We start from the raw sequence: 15,205 nt of genomic DNA on the forward strand, positions 1-15,205 counted from the left end.
CCGGAGGACGAGGGTCAGTTCCAGCCCATCGGGGCGGTGGTCCCGGCGGCGGATCAGTGCGCGGCAGGCACGAGCGCCTGACCGATCGCCGCCGGCACGGCCTGCACCAGCAGGATCCGCCGGCTGGCCGTGGCCGCCCCGTAGAGGCCGGCGACCAGTACGCAGGCGAGGAAGAACACCTTGGCCTGGAACGCTGTCGTACCGTCGGCCAGCAGCGACCAGACGAGTCCGGCGGCAAGGAACCCGTTGTACAGGCGTGGATGCTGGCGGACCGGCGGGCCGGTCGTCCACCGGAAAGCCTTGGGGGCGCTGCGCAGGCGGGCTGGACCGGCGGAGAATCGCGGCTCGGGGCACGGCTTTCCGGCCCGTGTGATCGGCGCCGGTCGTGCCGCTTGAGGCAGGTGGGTGTCATGGACAGGACCCTGGATTCCGAACCGGCGCGGCCGAGCGCGGTCAGCCGCCGTGGCTTTCTGACCAGTGTGAGTGCCGGCGCGGCCGGAGCCGCGCTCGCGGCGCCGGGCGTGGCGGTGGCCGCCCCACCGGCGGTCGCGGCGACCCCGGCCGACCGGTTCGGACGGATGTTCCCGGAGCTTCCGTCGTTCCTGACGGCCGACGACCGGCGCCGCGCCGCGCTCACCGATCTGGGCCGGGCCGGCGGCATACTGGACGCCCGGGACAACCTCGCCGTCGGGCCGGTGTTGTTGATCACCGACCCGGCGCAGAGCGTCAACAATCCCGACAACCCGACCCACACCGCGGGCACCACGTTCTTCGGCCAGTTCCTCGACCATGACATGACCTTCGACGCGACGTCGCCGCTGGGCGTACCGACCGCTCCGGAGTCCACGCCGAACACCCGTACGCCGGCCCTGGACCTGGACACCGTGTACGGCGGTGGGCCGGTGGTCAGTCCACACCTGTACGAGCCCGACCGGATCCGGCTACGGATCGAGTCCGGGGGCCTGTTCGAGGACGTTCCCCGGCAGTCGAACGGGGTGGCAATCATCGGCGATCCGCGCAACGACGAGAACCTGATCATCTCCGGCATGCACGCGGCGTTCATCGTCTTCCACAACCGGGTGGTGGCGCGGCTCGCCGCCGAGGGGGTGCCGGTGGCCGACCAGTTCGCCAGGGCCCGGCAGCTCGTCACCTGGCACTACCACTGGATCATCCTGCACGAGTTCCTGCCGCAGGTCATCGGCGCCGCGGCCGTACAGGACATCCTGACCCGGGGACGCCGGTGGTACCGCCCCGAGCCGGGGCCGGCGTTCATCCCGGTCGAGTTCCAGGGCGCGGCGTACCGGTTCGGGCACAGCATGGTCCGGCCCTCCTATCGGGCCAATCTGGCCGGCAACCCGGACGGCACCGCCTTCTTCGGCTTCATCTTCGACCCGGCGGGGGAGGGCCAGGCGGACCCGGTGGACCTGCGGGGTGGACGTCGCGCGCCGCGACGCTTCATCGGGTGGCAGACGTTCTTCGACTTCGAGGACGGGCAGATGCGTCCGAACAAGCGCATCGACCGTCGGATTTCGACCCCCCTGTTCCAGTTGCCGTTGGGGGCCATCTCCAGCGGTGCTCCACCGATCTCGCTGCCGCAGCGGAACCTGCTCCGCCATCTGACCTGGAGCATTCCGGCGGGTCAACGGATCGCCCAGACGATGGGGGTGCAGATGCTGCACCTGCAGGAGCTGGCCAGCTCCGGTGTCGCGCTGGAGAACCAGACTCCACTGTGGTACTACGTGCTGGCCGAGGCGGAGATGCTCGCGAACGGGCTGCACCTCGGCCCGGTGGGTGGGCGGATCGTCGGCGAGGTGTTCATCGGGCTCCTCCAGCTCGATCCGGGTTCGTATCTGGCTGCCCAGCCGGGCTGGACCCCCACCCTTCCGGCGCGTACCGCAGGCACTTTCCGGATGACTGATCTGCTGCGCTTCGCCGGGGTGGATCCGGCGAGTCGAGGGCAGTGACCACGACCGGGAGCGGCGAGCCCACCGGGCCGCTCCCGGCGTTCCCCTTTTCGACCGGTTGGTCGACGGATGCCGAAATCCCCTAGGCGGGGTGTCGTCGCGCGCAGAACTCGTATAAGAATGATTGCCTTCGATGTAACGCATCCTTAACACGTCGCTCATAAGTCGTCATCACAAACGACGCGGGGCGGCGGCGCGAGCCTGGGGAGGCGAGCGTGCAGGCAGCCCGCGCACCGGAACAGTCGGTTCGGCTCGCCATCCGCTCGGCTCGGCGGCTCTTCCGGGACGCGCTGGCGACCTGCCTCGCCGCCGAGCGGGAATTCAGCGTCGTCGGTCACGTGCCCGACGAGGCCGATCTGCTGGCGCTGTGCGCTCTGCGCGCTCCGGACCTCGTGCTGTTCGACATCGGCGGGGCGGTGGGCCCGAAGCCGCTCGCCTCACTGGCCGCGCTGCACCGCCGGTGCCCCCGGACGAGGCTGCTGGTCGTCTACGACGAACTCTCCCGCGCGGAGCTGACCGCGATCTGGCAGGTCGGTGTGGACGCGATCCTGCCCGGCTCGCACAGCCTCGACGCCCTGATGGTGGTCCTGCACCAGCACGCGGCCGCGTTGCGTTCGGAGTCCGGCCCGGTTCGCCCGGACACCGGACTCACCGATCAGGAACAGGAGATCATCGCCCTGATCGCCGGCGGGCATACCGTCAGCCGCATCGCGGAGCTGCTCGGGACGTCATCCGGTGCGGTGGCGAACCGCAAGCGCCAGATCTACCGCAAACTGCTGGTGTCCAGCCAGAGCCACGCCATCGCCCGGGCCACGGCGCTCGGCCTGGTCAACCGGTCGCCGAACCGTCGGGCCCGGATCCGATCGCGCGGTGGCGCGATGCTGGTCGTTCTGCGCGGGCCGATGACGGCGACGCTGCGCCAGGTGATGGCGGTGCTGGCGGCCAACCGCATCGACGTCGTCGTCGAGGACGGCGTCCGGTACCGGGGTCGAGTGGCCGGGCAGGACGGGCCGCCCACCTGTCGGCCGGTGCTGGTCCTGGTCGATCCGGCCCCGTCGGACTGGCCCGGGGTCGACGAGGTGACCGCGCCGGCTCTGCTGGTCCGGTCCGAGCCGATGAGCCCGGCCGAGACGATAGCGGCGCTGGGCTGCGGAGTGTCCGGCGTCGTGGCGGCGGAGGATGTCGTGCAGACCCTGGTACCGGCGTTGGTGCTGACCGACCTCGGCCATGTGACCGTCGAACCCGGCGCCGCGGACGCGTTGCTGGCCGGGATCGGCTCCCGGTTCTTCGACGTGCAGCACGGGCTTCCCGAACTGACCGCACGCGAATCGGAGATCCTCAGCTCCATCGCCTCCGGCCACACCGTACGGCAGACCGCCCGGCGGCTGGGCATCGCGGAGAAGACGGTGCAGAACATCCAGGCCCGGATGTTCCGGAAGCTGGGAACGCAGAACCGGGCCGGCGCCCTGAGCGCCGCCCACGCCCTCGGCCTGCTGTGACGCCAGGATCCGGCGGTCCGCCGGTCCCGTGACGGCGCTGCGCCAGCACCTGCCCCGGCCGGGCGGCGACCGCCGGGTCTACGGGGTTCGGACTTTTCACGGCGCCGGAGGCTGTTTCAGGCCGTCGGAGGCTGCTCGGCGGCGAGCATGATCCGGCGCAGCAGGTCGGACAGCGTTCTCCGCTCGTCGGCGGTCAGGGCGCCGAGCAGGCGGTACTCCTCGTGACCGAGGATGTCCATCGCGCCGAGCCAGGCGGCCCGGCCTTCGTCGGTGAGCTCGATGTCGATCCGGCGGCGGTCTGTGGCGGACGGGGTCCGCCGGACGAATCCCCGGGCGACCAGGGCGTCGACCCGTGCGGTCACCGACGGGGGCGCCAGGCCGAGGTCGTCGGCGAGTTGCGACGGCACCGCCCGGCCGTGTCGTCCGGCGAGCGCGTGCAGGGTGTCGAACTCGTGCCGCTGGAGGTCGAAGTCGACCAGGGAGTTCTCCCGGAACCGGCGCAGGTGTTTGGTCACCAGTTTCATCCGGGTGACCGCGGCCTCGACATCCGGGTCGAGTTGGGGCAGCACGGGCAGCCAGCGCGCGACGTGCCCATCGGTCCAGTCACGGTGTTCCACGCCACAACTCTACGTCGACGCAGAATTATTCGTTGACGAAAGGTTCGATGTCGAAATACTCTCCCCGACGTGACCCACCCGCTCCGGCTCCGCGCCTTCCAACTGCTCTTCCTCGGCCGAACGCTGTCCGCGCTCGGCGACGCGGTCGTGCCGGCCGCCCTCGCACTCGCCGTGCTGCGGGTCACCGGCTCGGCCTCGGCGCTCGCCCTGGTCCTCGGCTGCGCGATGGTGCCGAGACTGCTGCTGCTGCCGATCGGCGGCGTGATCGCCGACCGGTTCAACACCCGGATCGTCGCGATCAGCACCGATCTCGTCCACTGCGGCACGCAGGTCTTCATCGGCGTCGAGTTGCTCAGCGGCGCTCCGACGCTGCTACCCATCGCCGTCGCCTCCGCGGTCGGCGGCGTCGCGTCGGCCTTCGCCATGCCTACCACGTCGCCGCTGGTCGCCGGCATCGTCGACGGTCCCGGCCGGCAGCGGGCCAACGCCGCGCTCGGCGCGGCCCGCAGCGCCACCGGACTGGCCGGCCCGGCCCTGGCCGGCGCGTTGATCTGGGCGGCCGGTCCGGGCTGGGCGTTCGTCCTCGACGGCGCGAGCTTCGCCGTCAGCGCCGCTCTGCTCGCCGTTCTGCGGGTACGCCACACGCCGATCGAACGTCGGTCACTGCTCGCCGACCTGCGGGAGGGCTGGACGGAGGTCCGGTCCCGGGACTGGTACTGGAGCAGCCTGGTCGCGCACGCGGTCTGGAACGGTGTGGCGGCGGTGCTGGTCACCCTCGGGCCGGCGGTGGCGATCGGCGAACTGGGCGGCGAGGGTGTCTGGGTCCTGGTGCTCGAAGCGGGCGCGATCGGTCTGCTGATCGGGTCCCTGCTGGCCGGCCGGGCCCGGCTGAAGCGGCCGATCCTCGTCGCGAACCTGGGTCTCGCCACGTACGCGCTGCCGCTCACCCTCTTCGCCGTCGCGGCGCCACCCTGGGCGGTGATCGTCTCCTACGGCGTCGCGCTGGCCGCCCTCGGCTTCCTCAACCCCGTGTGGCAGACGGTTGTCCAGGCGGAGATCCCGCCACACACTCTCGCCCGGGTCACCTCGTACGACTGGCTCCTCTCACTGGCCGCGATGCCACTCGGGTACGCGCTCGCCCCGCTGGCCGCCGATGCCTGGTCGCCGTCCGTGCCACTGGGCATCGCCGCGGTGCTGGTCGCGGTGGCCTGCGTGGGCACCGCCGCCGTCCCCGGCGTACGCCGACTCACCGCCACCCGTCCGGCAGCGCAGCCGGAGCCGAACCCGGAGCCGGAGCCCGCGGTGGCGGCCCGTTAGTTCGGGTCGCCACCGTTGCGTACCGCCCGGATATCCCCTGGACGCGTCGGTGAGACTGGGCAGGTGGAGATCATCACGACCCGGGCCTGGGCCGTCCGCGACGAACCCGTGGACGGCGCGACGGCCAGCGCCCTGCTGCGCGACTACTACACCGAGATCGTCGGCCGGTACCACCGTCGTCCGGCCGAACCCGCCGAGGTCGACGCCGTGCTGGCGGAGGAGTCGAGTGACGATCTTCGACCGCCGACCGGCCTGTTCCTGGTGGGCCGGTACGGCGGCGAGCCGGCCGGCTGCGTCGGTCTCCGCTTCGCCGACCTGCCGGTGGCCGAGATAACCCGGGTGTACGTCCGCCCGTCGGCCCGACGGCGGGGCGGCGGCGCGCAGCTGCTCGACGCGGTCGAGGCGGCCGCGCTCGCGTACGGCGTGACGACGGTGCGGCTGGACACCCGGCACGATCTGGTCGAGGCCCGGGCGCTGTACGCCCGGCAGGGCTACCACGAGGTCGCGCCGTTCTCCGTCTCGCCGTACGCCGAGCACTGGTTCGAGAAGCGGCTCCGGGGTTGACGAGAGCCGCCCGATCGCGGTACTAAAGAAGAGGACTTGAGTCACCTGGACTCAACTTAAACCTTCGGCTCAGGAGTACCGAGGAGGATCGACATGTTGATGCGTACCGACCCGTTCCGTGAGATCGACCGCATCGCCGAGCAGTTCTTCGGCACGAACACCCGCCCCGCGGTCATGCACCTGGACGCCTACCGTGACGGCGACTTCTTCTACGCCGCCTTCGACCTGCCGGGAGTCGATCCGGACAGCATCGAGTGCACTGTAGAGCGGAACGTGCTGACCGTACGCGCGGAGCGTCGGCGCCCGGCCGGTGACGGCGTCGAACTGGTGGCCGCGGAACGGCCGATGGGCCTGTTCACCCGGCAACTCTTCCTGGGCGACACCCTCGACACCGACAAGCTCGAAGCCGGCTACGAGGCCGGGGTGCTTACCCTGCGCATCCCGGTGGCCGAGCGGGCCAAGCCACGCCGGGTCGAGGTCACCGTCACCGGAAGCGGACAGCGCCAGATCAAGTCCTGATCTCCGACACCGACGCGCGTCCCGGACCTCCGCCGGGGCGCGCGTCGGTGCGGAGGCGGGAGTCGGGCGCGGCTCAGTCCGGGGCGACCCGGTAGCGCCGCGCCAGCGCCCGGGCCGTCGCGGCGAACGCCGTCCGCAGCTCGGCCGGGGCGAGCACCTCGACGTCGGCGCCGAGCTTCAGCAACTCGATGTGCCCGTGCCGGACCGACTCGATCGGTACCACGGTGTAGAGCCAGCCGGCGTTGTCGACCGGACCGGCCGCCGCCCGCGCCGCCCGGGACATCGCGGGCGGAAACACGAACGGCATCAGGTCGAGTGCCGCCACCGTCATCCGTACCGTCGCCTCGGCGCGGTAGACGCTCTCCTCGTACCGGCGGCTCCAGCCCTGCCAGAACGCGGCCAGGTCGAAGTCCGCCGGCCTTTCGAACCCCTCGTCCAGCACCGTCAGGTCGAGCACGCTGGCTATCCGGTACGCCCTGGCCTCCGTATCCGCCCTGCCCACCAAATACCAACGGCCCGCCTTGAGCACCACGCCCAGCGGGGCGAGCCGGCGGTCCACCTCCTGCGGCGCCTTCCACCGGCGGTACCGGATCTCGATCATGCGTTCCCGCCACACCGCGTCGGCGAGCGCGGCGAGGTGCGGCGTGGGCTCGGTGGCGCGGAACCAGCCCGGGGCGTCCAGATGGAACCGGTCCCGGGCCCGGGCGGCCCGGTCGCCCAACTCGCCGGGAAGCGCGGCGAGCAGCTTCAACTCGGCCCCCGCCAACACGGTGCCGAGGCCGAGTTCCTCGGCGGGGCCGGGCATGCCGGTGAGGAACAGGGTCTCCGCCTCGTCGACGGTCAGCCGGGTCCGGTAGCCGTCGAGCAGCCGGTAGCCGCCGGTCGGGCCACGGTCGGCGTACACCGGCACCCCGGCGGCGCCGAGCGATTCGACGTCGCGGTAGACGGTCCGGACCGACACCTCCAGCGCGGTGGAGAGTTCCTGGGCCGTCATCCGTCCCCGCGCCTGCAGGAGCAGCAGTAACGAGACGAGTCGGCTGGCGCGCACGCCAGGAAGGCTATCCCGGTGCGGGAAGGCTCCGAAGGTTGCCTGGGCGCGCCTGGGGTCCCGAGACGGGTCGATCTGGGAACCTTTCTCGCGTGCCCCGATCCACTCCCACCCTGGCCCGGCGGACCGCCGGTCGGCTCGCTGTGGCCGACTCCCCGGCCGACTTCACCGAGTCCTGGCTGCGTAACCGCCGGCTGTCCGAACACACCCGGGCCGCGTACCGGCGGGACATCGCCGGCTGGCTCTCCTGGTGCACGGTCCGGGAACTCGACCCGTTGGGGGCGACCTTCCTGCACGTCAACACGTACGCCCGGGACCTGGAGTCGAGTGTCGACGCCCGGAACGGACGTCCGCTCACCCCGGCCACGGTGGCCCGGAAGCTCTCCGCGTTGTCGAGCTGGTACACCTTCCTCGGTCGGCTGGGTGCGGTGCCGGCCAATCCGGTCTCCGGCGCCGACCGGCCCCGGGTGGACCGGGACCATTCCGCCACGGTGGGGCTGACCTCGGACGAGGTCGACGCGCTGCTCGCCGCCGCCGAGGCGGACACCGGCGTCAACGCGCTGCGCAACCGGGTGGTGCTGGCCCTGCTGGCCGACCTCGGGCTGCGGGTCGGCGAACTGGTCTCGCTGGACCTGGCCGACCTGGGATACGAGCGGGGGCACCGGAGCGTCCGGTTCGTCGGCAAGGGCGGCCGGGCCCGCCGCCGGGCGTTGACGCCCGGTTCGGCGTACGCGGTGGACGCCTATCTGGCCGCCCGGTCGGCCGCCGAGCGGCGGCCGGTGGAGCAGCTCGGCGGGGCGTTACTGGTCACCGCCACCGGCAACCGGCTGGACCGGCACGCCGTGTTCCGGCTGGTCCGCCGACTGGCCCGGGTGGCGGACATCCCGGCCTGGGAACGGCTCTCCCCGCACTCGCTGCGGCACGCCTTCGCCACCTCGGCGCGGGCCGAGGGGGTGCCGCTGGAGGACGTGCAGGACGCGATGGGGCACGCCGATCCACGGACCACCCGCCGGTACGACCGGGACCGGCACAACCTGGACCGGGATCCGGCGTACGCGATCTGGGCGGCCCGGGCACGCCGTCGGAGCTGACCGCAGCCTCCGACGGCGGCACCCGTGACCGCCCCCGATCAGTCCTGCGGTCGCAGGCAGACGCAGAACGGCTGGCCGGCCGGATCGGTGAGTACCCGCCACCGGTCTCCGCCCGGTTGGAAGTCGGGCCTGGCCGCGCCGGCCTGCACGCAGCTCGCTTCGGCCTTGTCCAGGTCGTCGACGTAGAAGTCGAGGTGGTAGCGCTTGCCGCCGGAGGTGTCCGGCCAGGCCGGCGGCTGGTATCCCTCGACCAGGCCGAAGCCGATCGAGGTGTGTCCGTCACTGATCATGGCGTACTCGTCCGCGCTGGCGGTTATCTCCCAGCCGAGCACCCGGTGGTAGAACTCGGCGTGTGCGCGGGGATCGGGACTGTCGAGGCTGACCATGATGAGGTCGGCGATTTTGGTCATGCGGGCCAGCCTGCCCCGCGTAAGGTACGCGACCCGGATGATTCGGACGGTCTTGGTAGACACTGTCTACTCGCGGTGGTAGACCCTGTCTATGAGCGAAGCTGACGAGGGACTGCGGGCCCGCCTGGTGGCGGTCGGAGTTGCCATGCTGACCAGCGAGGGCGTGTCGACGCTGTCGCTGCGGGAGATCGCCCGGCGGGCCGGGGTCTCACACGGAGCGCCCCGTCGCTACTTCCCGACCCACCTGGCCCTACTGTCCGCGATCGCACGCCAGGGCTTCGCCGAGCTGAGCGACAGGGCCACCGAGGCGATCGGGACGGGCCAGGCCGATCCCCGCGCCCAACTGCTGGCGCTGGGCCGGACCTACCTCGACTTCGCGCAGTCCCGCCGGGGCATGTTCGAACTGATGTTCCGGCACGATCTACTGGAGAGCAACCAGCTCGGCCTGCGGGAGACGAGTCTGCCGCTCTTCGAGGCCCTCGTCGACCTGGTCGTCCGGGCGCGACCCCAGCGCACCGGCGCTGCGCCACGGGTCGTCGCCGGTGCGCTGTGGACGAACCTGCACGGCATCGCCCAACTGTGGGGATGGGGAAGCCTCCAACTCGCCACCGGGCTCGACGAGATCGAACCGCTGCTCCGGGCAACCCTGGACGCGCACCTCGGACCGGCGCACCGATGAGCGGGCGCAGCGAGCGGACCGCCCGGCCGGAGAAGACCCGTCGGAACGCCGGGCGAAGCGAGGTGCGGCCGACGAGTCCGTGGCGGCACCGGCGGCTGACGCTTGCCAGCAGCGTCACCGGCGCCGTGATCGTCGCCCTCGGCATCCTGTCGATGTCCCAGCTCGGTCCGGGATCGGCAACGGTCGCGATCGGCGGCGCCTTCACACTGCTGGGCGCGGGCTTCGGCACCGTGATGGTCACCGCGACCGAGGTCGTCGTGCACCAGGCCTCCGTCGACGCCGCCGGGGTGGCCGGCGGGCTCCAGCAGACCGCCATGAACGTCGGCCCCGCTCTCGGCGTCGCCACCGCGACCATGCTGCTGACCGGCGCCATGTCGTTCGGCGCCGCCGAATGGCCGGGCGCTGGCGAGGTGCGCTGGACCGGGGCCGACTTCACCGCCGCCATGCGCCCGACGCTGTGGGTGCTCACCGGCGTCGCGGTGCTCGGCGGGCTGCTCGCCACCAGACTGCCGAGGCGCGCCGGACCTGTACCGGTCCGCCGCAGCCGCTCGCGGCACAGCGGCATCGCTGCTGGCCTGGATCGAGGTGAGTGCAGCCAGGATCAGCCGTCGACCTGGTCTAGAGCGCGAGGTCGTCCAGGTTGACGGCGTCGGCCATGGCCTCGGCGCCCTTGTCGTTCAGGTGTATGCCGTCGCCGCTGTCCAGCGTGGGGTGGATGTAGTCGGGGGCATCAGGGTTTGCGACAGCTCGGGCCACATCGAATACCGTGTCGAAGGCGCCGGTCGTGCGGATCCAGTCGTTCACCTCGCGTCGGATGGCAAGGTTCTCGGGCGTGCTGATCTCGGGCCCGGCGCCCGCGAAGGGGCCGATGGTGGCGGCGAGGATCTTCAGGCCGGCCCGGTGGGCGTGGTCGGCCAGAGCGGTGAAACCTTCGATGAGGACGTCGGCGGTGGCGGGAGGTTCGCCCAGCATGCCGGGAAGACCGATGTCGTTGATGCCGAAGTGCACCAGAACGTGGGTCAGGGCAGGTATCGACAGAACATCGCGGTCGAAGCGCGCCAGCGCGTGTTCGCCGACCCCGTCGCGCAGGAGGCGGTTTCCGGCGATGCCCTGGTTGACGACCCACCCCCGCGTGAGGCGCCGGTTGAGGAAGTCGACGGAGCGATGGTTCGCGCTGGTCGTGGTGCCGACCCCTTCGAACCAGGAGTCGCCGAAGGCCACGGCGATCGCGGTGTCCGGCGGGGCCAGCACGTCGACACCCGAGATGTAGAACCTGGCTTCCACCTGTTCGGCCGGAGGGAATGCGGAAGACGTGACGTGATTTCCCTCGGCTATCCGAGCGACCTCCGCCGGCATGTGGGAATAGGTGGCCAGGCCGGTCTTCTTCGGGAAGTGGAGGCTGACGACCAGGTCTGCCCCGGCGGCAACGGAAAGATCGACCGGATCGGTGACGAGCTCTTCGCCCGCCGCGACGACGCACTGCTCGACGCCGTCGAAGGTGAGGGTGGCCCGCCGGTGCCCGACGGCGACCGTCGCGGCGGCGATGGTCAACGGAGTACGGCCGTAACGGTTCGTCAGGCGTACGCGGAGGGCTTCTCCGCCACCGGCCATGTGCAGCACCTGACGTACGGTCTGGTCGGCGAAGCCACGGGGTTCACCGAACTGGAGCTGCTCGTAGGGACTGATGACGGCGGTACGGAAACCGGCTGTCCAGATCATGGTCGTTCCAATGGTTCGTGCTGCTCACGCGGCGATCGCGCCGGTGATCAGGATGGTCATCGCGCGGCTTCTTCGATCTCCAGGACAACCCGGCCCCTGGCTGAACTGTGTTCGGCCAGTTCGTGTGCCTGTGCGATCTCCGCCAACGGCAACCGGGCGGATATCGGGTAGCGCAGGTCACCGGCGACCAACGCGGCTGTCAGTTCGGTCGCGGCGGCCTCGTTCGCCGACTCCGGGAAGTCGTCGTTGCTGAGGAACCGGACCGTGATGTTCTTGAAGCCGAGCGGCCAGTAGGGGATACGTGGCTCCGCCGCACCGGTGGCGTAGGTGGCGATCACGCCGCCGTACCGGAGGATTTCCAGGTTGGTCGCCAGGTTGGCGTCGAAAGCCAGCTCGGCCACCCGGTCGATCAATTCCCCACCGGTCTGTTCGAGGATTCGGGCGGCCAGGTCGCCACCGGCGGTGTCGACCGCGTGCTGCGCTCCCGCGGCCAGTACCTGTTCGACCTGGTCCGGGGTGCGTACCGTCGCGATCACGGTGGCGCCGCCCCGGCGGGCAACCGCCAACGCGGCCCGGCCGACCGCACCGAGCGCTCCGGTGACGAGTACTCGCTGGCCGGTCACCGGCCCGTCGGCGAAGATCGACCGGTGGGCGGTGATGCCCGGGATGCCGAGCCCGGCGGCCTGCTCGTCCGGCACGTCGGCAGGCAGCGTCACGGCGTGCCGGGCTGGCACCACGGTGTACTCGGCGGCGGTGCCGAACGGGCGGTACGACTGGGCGAGGTAGACCCAGACCCGTTCGCCGATCCGGGACGGGTCGACGCCCGGTCCGACGGCGTCGATCGTCCCGGCACCGTCACCGTGCGGGACGACCCGAGGGAACGACATCGTCGACCCCCACCAGCCCTGCCGTTTGCCCAGGTCGCCGACGTGGATCCCGGAAATCGACACCCGGACCCGGACCTCGCCCTGGCCCGGCCACGGATCGGGCAACTCACCGACCTGGAGCACCTCGCGCGCCGGGCCCTGCCGGTCGTACCACGCTGCGCGCATCACGCACCTGCCGGTTCGGTGGTGGTTCCCTGCTCGACGCTGATCACCTCGTCGATCAGTGGGAAGAACGCCTGGATGCCGGGCCGGTCACCGCCCCGGCGCCGGGACTCGGCGAAATCGTCGGGCGAGCGCCAGAAGCGGAAACGGGTGATTTCGACGGTGGTCATCGATCCTCGATCTTTCGGGTACCGGACGGTCGGCCTTCGACGCCCAGCATCAGCCTGAGCTGGGTAAGCAGGACATCGCGGAACTCCGCAGGCGACGTCGTGGAGTGGTGCTGGACGCGAGAGATGATCAGCCCGGCCAGGGCCGAAAGCAGGAAGTCCGTTACGGCCTCGGCGTCGTGGGCGAGCCTGAACTCACCCCGTTCACTGCCTTCCCGTACGGCGGCCAGAAACGGCGCCCGGTAACGCAGCTGCACTTCCGCGCTGTAGTCGCGGAGGTCGTCGTCCCGCATGGCGGATCGCCAGAATTCGACGAGGATCTGCCTGGTGCTCTCCGAATTGTTCAGACTCCGGTCCACCAGCGCGACCAGTCGGCGCCACGGATCGGCTTCGGCGGCGGCCACCGCTCCCAGGGCATTAACCTCGCGGTCGGTGAAGACCTCCATGGCCTCGATGACCATGTCCTCGCGCGAACCGAAGTAGTTCTGCAGGGTGCTGATCGCGACGCCGCTGGCCGCCGAGACGTCCGTGAACCGGGTGTTCTCGTAGCCGCGAGCGGCGAGCACACCTGCCACGGCTTCCAGGACGACGATCCGCTTCGCCCCGCCCGCACGCCTTGTCCGAATCGCCATGGCGTCACACCTGCGGTGGGATGGTGTCGTTCCAGCGGAACCGGTCAGCCGGCATGGAGATACGGTATCGCCGTACCGACACGGCGAGGCGGCATTCACGCCAAATGTTAGGCAGAACACCCGGTTTTGCCTGGCTTGTTCCTGACCTGATGTCAGCCGAGTGAGTCGAGTTCCTGGTGGGCGTCGGCCGCGATGTCGCCGCCGCGCAGCCAGCGCCGCGCCCAGAGCGGGGCGGCCACCTCCGCCGTCTCGTCACCCCAGGCCGCCTGCTCGACCAGCAGCGCGGTGCCGAGCGCGTACGCCATCCGCAGGGCCAACCCTCGGGCTCCGGCGACCACGCCGACCGCCTCCGGATCGGCGGCGACCTCGGTGAGCGAGTTCCGCAACTCGGCCGTTGCGGTGCCGAGCGCGTCGGCCAGCGCGGGGTGCAGCCGACGGGCGGTGTCGACCGCCTCGTCGAGGCGACTCAGCAGGGGCGTGGCGGCGTCGTCCCGGACCACCGCCCGGAGCACGTCCAGGGCGAGCACGTTGGTGGTGCCCTCCCAGATCGGCAGCACCTGCGCGTCCCGGAGCAGTCGGGGTACGCCGGTGTCCTCGACATAGCCGGCGCCGCCGAAGCTCTCCACGTACTCGCTGGCCGAGGAGACCGCCAGCCGGGCGGTGGCGAGCTTGGCCAGCGGCGCCACGATCCGCAGCTCGGCCTCGGCATCGGGATCCGCGCCGACCTCGACCCGGCCGAGCAGCGCGAACGCGTGCCCGGCGAGCACGAAGGCGCCCGCCGCGTCCACCGCGAGGGTGCCGAGGGTGGCCCGGTGCAGCGGCGAGGTGATCATCCGTCCGCCGGCGACCTGACGGGCGTCGGCGTACGCGCGGGCGTACGCCAGTCCTCGGCGCATGCCCGCCGCCGCGGCCGCCGCGTTGTGCACCCGGGTCACCACGACCAGGGTCATCGCCCGGGTGAGGCCGGGCTGGGTCGGGTCACCCAGCGGCCAGGCGTACGCGTCGTGCAGCCCGATCTCGGCCGTCGGAAGTGCCCGGGTGCCGAGTTTGTCCTTGAGCCGGTGCACGGTGACCCCCGGCGCCGGTGCGTCCGGCTCGGCACTCGGCAGCGCCAGCGGCGAGTCGGCGGCGTAGCGCGGAACCAGGAACGGGGCGAGTACCCGACTGCCCCGACCGGCGCCGTCGGGGCGGGCCAGCGCTACCGCCAGTTCGGCGTCGGCCGCCGAGCAGAACCACTTCTCTCCGGTCAGCCGCCACGAGCCGTCGCTGGCAGGGCGGCCGATGGTGGTCGACCGCGCCAGGTCGGAGCCGCCCTGCGACTCGGTCATCCACTGTCCGCTGCTGACCACCCGGCTCGGATCGGTCGAGGTGAGCCGGGGCAGCCAGGCGTCGCGGAGCGTCGGGTCGACCTCGGGTCGGGAGAGCAGTGCCGCCGCGCCGTCGCTCATCGCGACCGGGCAGGAGAAGGTGGCCGACTCCGGGCCGTACAGATGCAGCAGGGCGTGTTGGACGACCCGGGCCGCCGCCCCCCAGGTGCTCCGGGCCTCCGCCAGGTACGGCAGCGCCACCACGGCGTGCCGGGCGGCGGCCTCGCGCTGCGCCCGCCAGCCGGCCGAGGTCTCGATCCGGTCGATCCTGGCCCCCCACGGGCTGTAGCGGACCAGCGTCGGCGGCTGCGCCTCTGCGACGGCGTGCGCGGCCCGGAGCGGCCCGGTGACGTCGGTGGCGAGCGCGGTCAGCCGATCGGCGGCGGCGGCATGCCCGTCCGCGCCGAGTTGGCGGTCGAGCCAGGACCGCAGCAGCCGGTCACCGAAGTACGGGTCGGCGGGAGCGGGTACCGCCTGGACGTAACGCACCATGGTCTGATCCTTGGAGTCGAGCCGGCGGAGGGGCGGGATCGGTGACGGGGATGATCCCGACGGTAGACCAC

17 protein-coding genes are annotated in these 15,205 nt (G+C 71.6%); 8 read left to right on the top strand and 9 right to left on the bottom strand.

Going from position 1 to position 15,205, the window contains the following annotated elements:
- Positions 1 to 53 precede the first annotated feature (53 nt).
- Positions 54 to 428 (bottom strand): DUF1304 domain-containing protein, encoded by a 375-nt coding sequence (locus ACFP2T_RS33795; RefSeq protein ID WP_377429239.1) that lies wholly within the window; start codon positions 426 to 428, stop codon positions 54 to 56.
- Between ACFP2T_RS33795 and ACFP2T_RS33800 the strand changes: the two genes are divergently transcribed.
- Positions 411 to 1,964 carry a peroxidase family protein gene (locus ACFP2T_RS33800; protein WP_377429032.1) on the top strand — a complete coding sequence of 518 codons (1,554 nt, stop codon included), beginning with the start codon at positions 411 to 413 and terminating at the stop codon, positions 1,962 to 1,964. The genes ACFP2T_RS33795 and ACFP2T_RS33800 overlap by 18 nt on opposite strands.
- Positions 1,965 to 2,179: 215 nt before the next feature.
- The gene (locus tag ACFP2T_RS33805; RefSeq protein WP_377429033.1) at positions 2,180 to 3,463 is read left to right on the top strand and encodes a LuxR C-terminal-related transcriptional regulator; all 1,284 of its coding nucleotides are present in this window, start codon (positions 2,180 to 2,182) and stop codon (positions 3,461 to 3,463) included.
- A gap of 116 nt (positions 3,464 to 3,579) precedes the next feature.
- On the opposite strand, the gene ACFP2T_RS33810 is transcribed toward ACFP2T_RS33805, so the two are convergent.
- On the bottom strand, positions 3,580 to 4,080 hold the full coding sequence (locus ACFP2T_RS33810; protein ID WP_377429035.1) for a MarR family winged helix-turn-helix transcriptional regulator: 501 nt from the start codon (positions 4,078 to 4,080) through the stop codon (positions 3,580 to 3,582).
- Between the two features lie 69 nt (positions 4,081 to 4,149).
- Here ACFP2T_RS33810 and ACFP2T_RS33815 point away from each other — a divergent pair, with 69 nt between their 5' ends.
- The 3 genes from ACFP2T_RS33815 (at position 4,150) to ACFP2T_RS33825 (ending at position 6,480) form a co-directional block, all read left to right on the top strand.
- Entirely contained in the window at positions 4,150 to 5,397 is a 1,248-nt protein-coding gene (locus ACFP2T_RS33815) for an MFS transporter (protein ID WP_377429037.1), read from the top strand.
- Positions 5,398 to 5,460: 63 nt separating this feature from the next.
- The gene (locus ACFP2T_RS33820) at positions 5,461 to 5,961 is read left to right on the top strand and encodes a GNAT family N-acetyltransferase (RefSeq protein ID WP_377429039.1); all 501 of its coding nucleotides are present in this window, start codon (positions 5,461 to 5,463) and stop codon (positions 5,959 to 5,961) included.
- 93 nt (positions 5,962 to 6,054) lie between these two features.
- Complete coding sequence (locus tag ACFP2T_RS33825; protein ID WP_377429041.1) at positions 6,055 to 6,480, top strand: Hsp20/alpha crystallin family protein; 426 nt, start codon at positions 6,055 to 6,057, stop codon at positions 6,478 to 6,480.
- A gap of 73 nt (positions 6,481 to 6,553) precedes the next feature.
- Here ACFP2T_RS33825 and ACFP2T_RS33830 read toward each other — a convergent pair whose 3' ends face one another.
- Complete coding sequence (locus tag ACFP2T_RS33830; protein ID WP_377429043.1) at positions 6,554 to 7,528, bottom strand: helix-turn-helix transcriptional regulator; 975 nt, start codon at positions 7,526 to 7,528, stop codon at positions 6,554 to 6,556.
- A 113-nt stretch (positions 7,529 to 7,641) separates the two neighbouring features.
- Here ACFP2T_RS33830 and ACFP2T_RS33835 point away from each other — a divergent pair, with 113 nt between their 5' ends.
- Positions 7,642 to 8,619: a tyrosine-type recombinase/integrase gene (locus ACFP2T_RS33835; RefSeq protein WP_377429241.1), complete on the top strand. Its 978-nt coding sequence runs from the start codon at positions 7,642 to 7,644 to the stop codon at positions 8,617 to 8,619.
- A 38-nt stretch (positions 8,620 to 8,657) separates the two neighbouring features.
- Here the strand turns inward: ACFP2T_RS33835 and ACFP2T_RS33840 are convergent, their stop codons facing one another.
- Positions 8,658 to 9,029: a VOC family protein gene (locus ACFP2T_RS33840; RefSeq protein ID WP_377429045.1), complete on the bottom strand. Its 372-nt coding sequence runs from the start codon at positions 9,027 to 9,029 to the stop codon at positions 8,658 to 8,660.
- 91 nt (positions 9,030 to 9,120) lie between these two features.
- Here ACFP2T_RS33840 and ACFP2T_RS33845 point away from each other — a divergent pair, with 91 nt between their 5' ends.
- Positions 9,121 to 9,708, top strand: a complete 588-nt coding sequence (locus ACFP2T_RS33845; RefSeq protein ID WP_377429047.1) for a TetR/AcrR family transcriptional regulator — start codon at positions 9,121 to 9,123, stop codon at positions 9,706 to 9,708.
- The gene (locus tag ACFP2T_RS33850; RefSeq protein ID WP_377429049.1) at positions 9,705 to 10,352 is read left to right on the top strand and encodes an MFS transporter; all 648 of its coding nucleotides are present in this window, start codon (positions 9,705 to 9,707) and stop codon (positions 10,350 to 10,352) included. Before ACFP2T_RS33845 ends, ACFP2T_RS33850 begins: the two co-directional genes overlap by 4 nt.
- Here the strand turns inward: ACFP2T_RS33850 and ACFP2T_RS33855 are convergent.
- From ACFP2T_RS33855 to ACFP2T_RS33875, 5 genes are all read right to left on the bottom strand, one after another.
- A complete protein-coding gene (locus ACFP2T_RS33855) occupies positions 10,327 to 11,319 on the bottom strand; it encodes a GDSL-type esterase/lipase family protein (protein WP_377429243.1) in 993 nt (330 codons plus the stop codon). The genes ACFP2T_RS33850 and ACFP2T_RS33855 overlap by 26 nt on opposite strands.
- Before the next feature lie 164 nt (positions 11,320 to 11,483).
- Entirely contained in the window at positions 11,484 to 12,479 is a 996-nt protein-coding gene (locus ACFP2T_RS33860; protein ID WP_377429051.1) for an NADPH:quinone reductase, read from the bottom strand.
- Positions 12,479 to 12,646, bottom strand: coding sequence for a hypothetical protein (locus ACFP2T_RS33865; RefSeq protein WP_377429052.1), 168 nt, complete (start codon positions 12,644 to 12,646; stop codon positions 12,479 to 12,481). Before ACFP2T_RS33865 ends, ACFP2T_RS33860 begins: the two co-directional genes overlap by 1 nt.
- Positions 12,643 to 13,374, bottom strand: a complete 732-nt coding sequence (locus ACFP2T_RS33870; protein ID WP_377429054.1) for a TetR/AcrR family transcriptional regulator — start codon at positions 13,372 to 13,374, stop codon at positions 12,643 to 12,645. Before ACFP2T_RS33870 ends, ACFP2T_RS33865 begins: the two co-directional genes overlap by 4 nt.
- A 53-nt stretch (positions 13,375 to 13,427) precedes the next feature.
- The gene (locus ACFP2T_RS33875) at positions 13,428 to 15,134 is read right to left on the bottom strand and encodes an acyl-CoA dehydrogenase family protein (protein WP_377429056.1); all 1,707 of its coding nucleotides are present in this window, start codon (positions 15,132 to 15,134) and stop codon (positions 13,428 to 13,430) included.
- Positions 15,135 to 15,205 lie beyond the last annotated feature (71 nt).

The sequence above is a fragment of the Plantactinospora solaniradicis genome (genome assembly GCF_042658085.1).
Lineage (GTDB): Bacteria > Actinomycetota > Actinomycetes > Mycobacteriales > Micromonosporaceae > Plantactinospora > Plantactinospora solaniradicis.

What these genes read in the sequence shown, in the direction of transcription:
- ACFP2T_RS33840 (WP_377429045.1), bottom strand. Translation starts at nt 9,029, where the DNA reads ATGACCAAAATCGCCGACCTCATCATGGTCAGCCTCGACAGTCCCGAT.
- ACFP2T_RS33800 (WP_377429032.1), top strand. Translation starts at nt 411, where the DNA reads ATGGACAGGACCCTGGATTCCGAACCGGCGCGGCCGAGCGCGGTCAGC.
- ACFP2T_RS33845 (WP_377429047.1), top strand. Translation starts at nt 9,121, where the DNA reads ATGAGCGAAGCTGACGAGGGACTGCGGGCCCGCCTGGTGGCGGTCGGA.
- ACFP2T_RS33860 (WP_377429051.1), bottom strand. Translation starts at nt 12,479, where the DNA reads ATGCGCGCAGCGTGGTACGACCGGCAGGGCCCGGCGCGCGAGGTGCTC.
- ACFP2T_RS33855 (WP_377429243.1), bottom strand. Translation starts at nt 11,319, where the DNA reads ATGGCCGGTGGCGGAGAAGCCCTCCGCGTACGCCTGACGAACCGTTAC.
- ACFP2T_RS33865 (WP_377429052.1), bottom strand. Translation starts at nt 12,646, where the DNA reads ATGACCACCGTCGAAATCACCCGTTTCCGCTTCTGGCGCTCGCCCGAC.
- ACFP2T_RS33850 (WP_377429049.1), top strand. Translation starts at nt 9,705, where the DNA reads ATGAGCGGGCGCAGCGAGCGGACCGCCCGGCCGGAGAAGACCCGTCGG.
- ACFP2T_RS33825 (WP_377429041.1), top strand. Translation starts at nt 6,055, where the DNA reads ATGTTGATGCGTACCGACCCGTTCCGTGAGATCGACCGCATCGCCGAG.
- ACFP2T_RS33875 (WP_377429056.1), bottom strand. Translation starts at nt 15,134, where the DNA reads ATGGTGCGTTACGTCCAGGCGGTACCCGCTCCCGCCGACCCGTACTTC.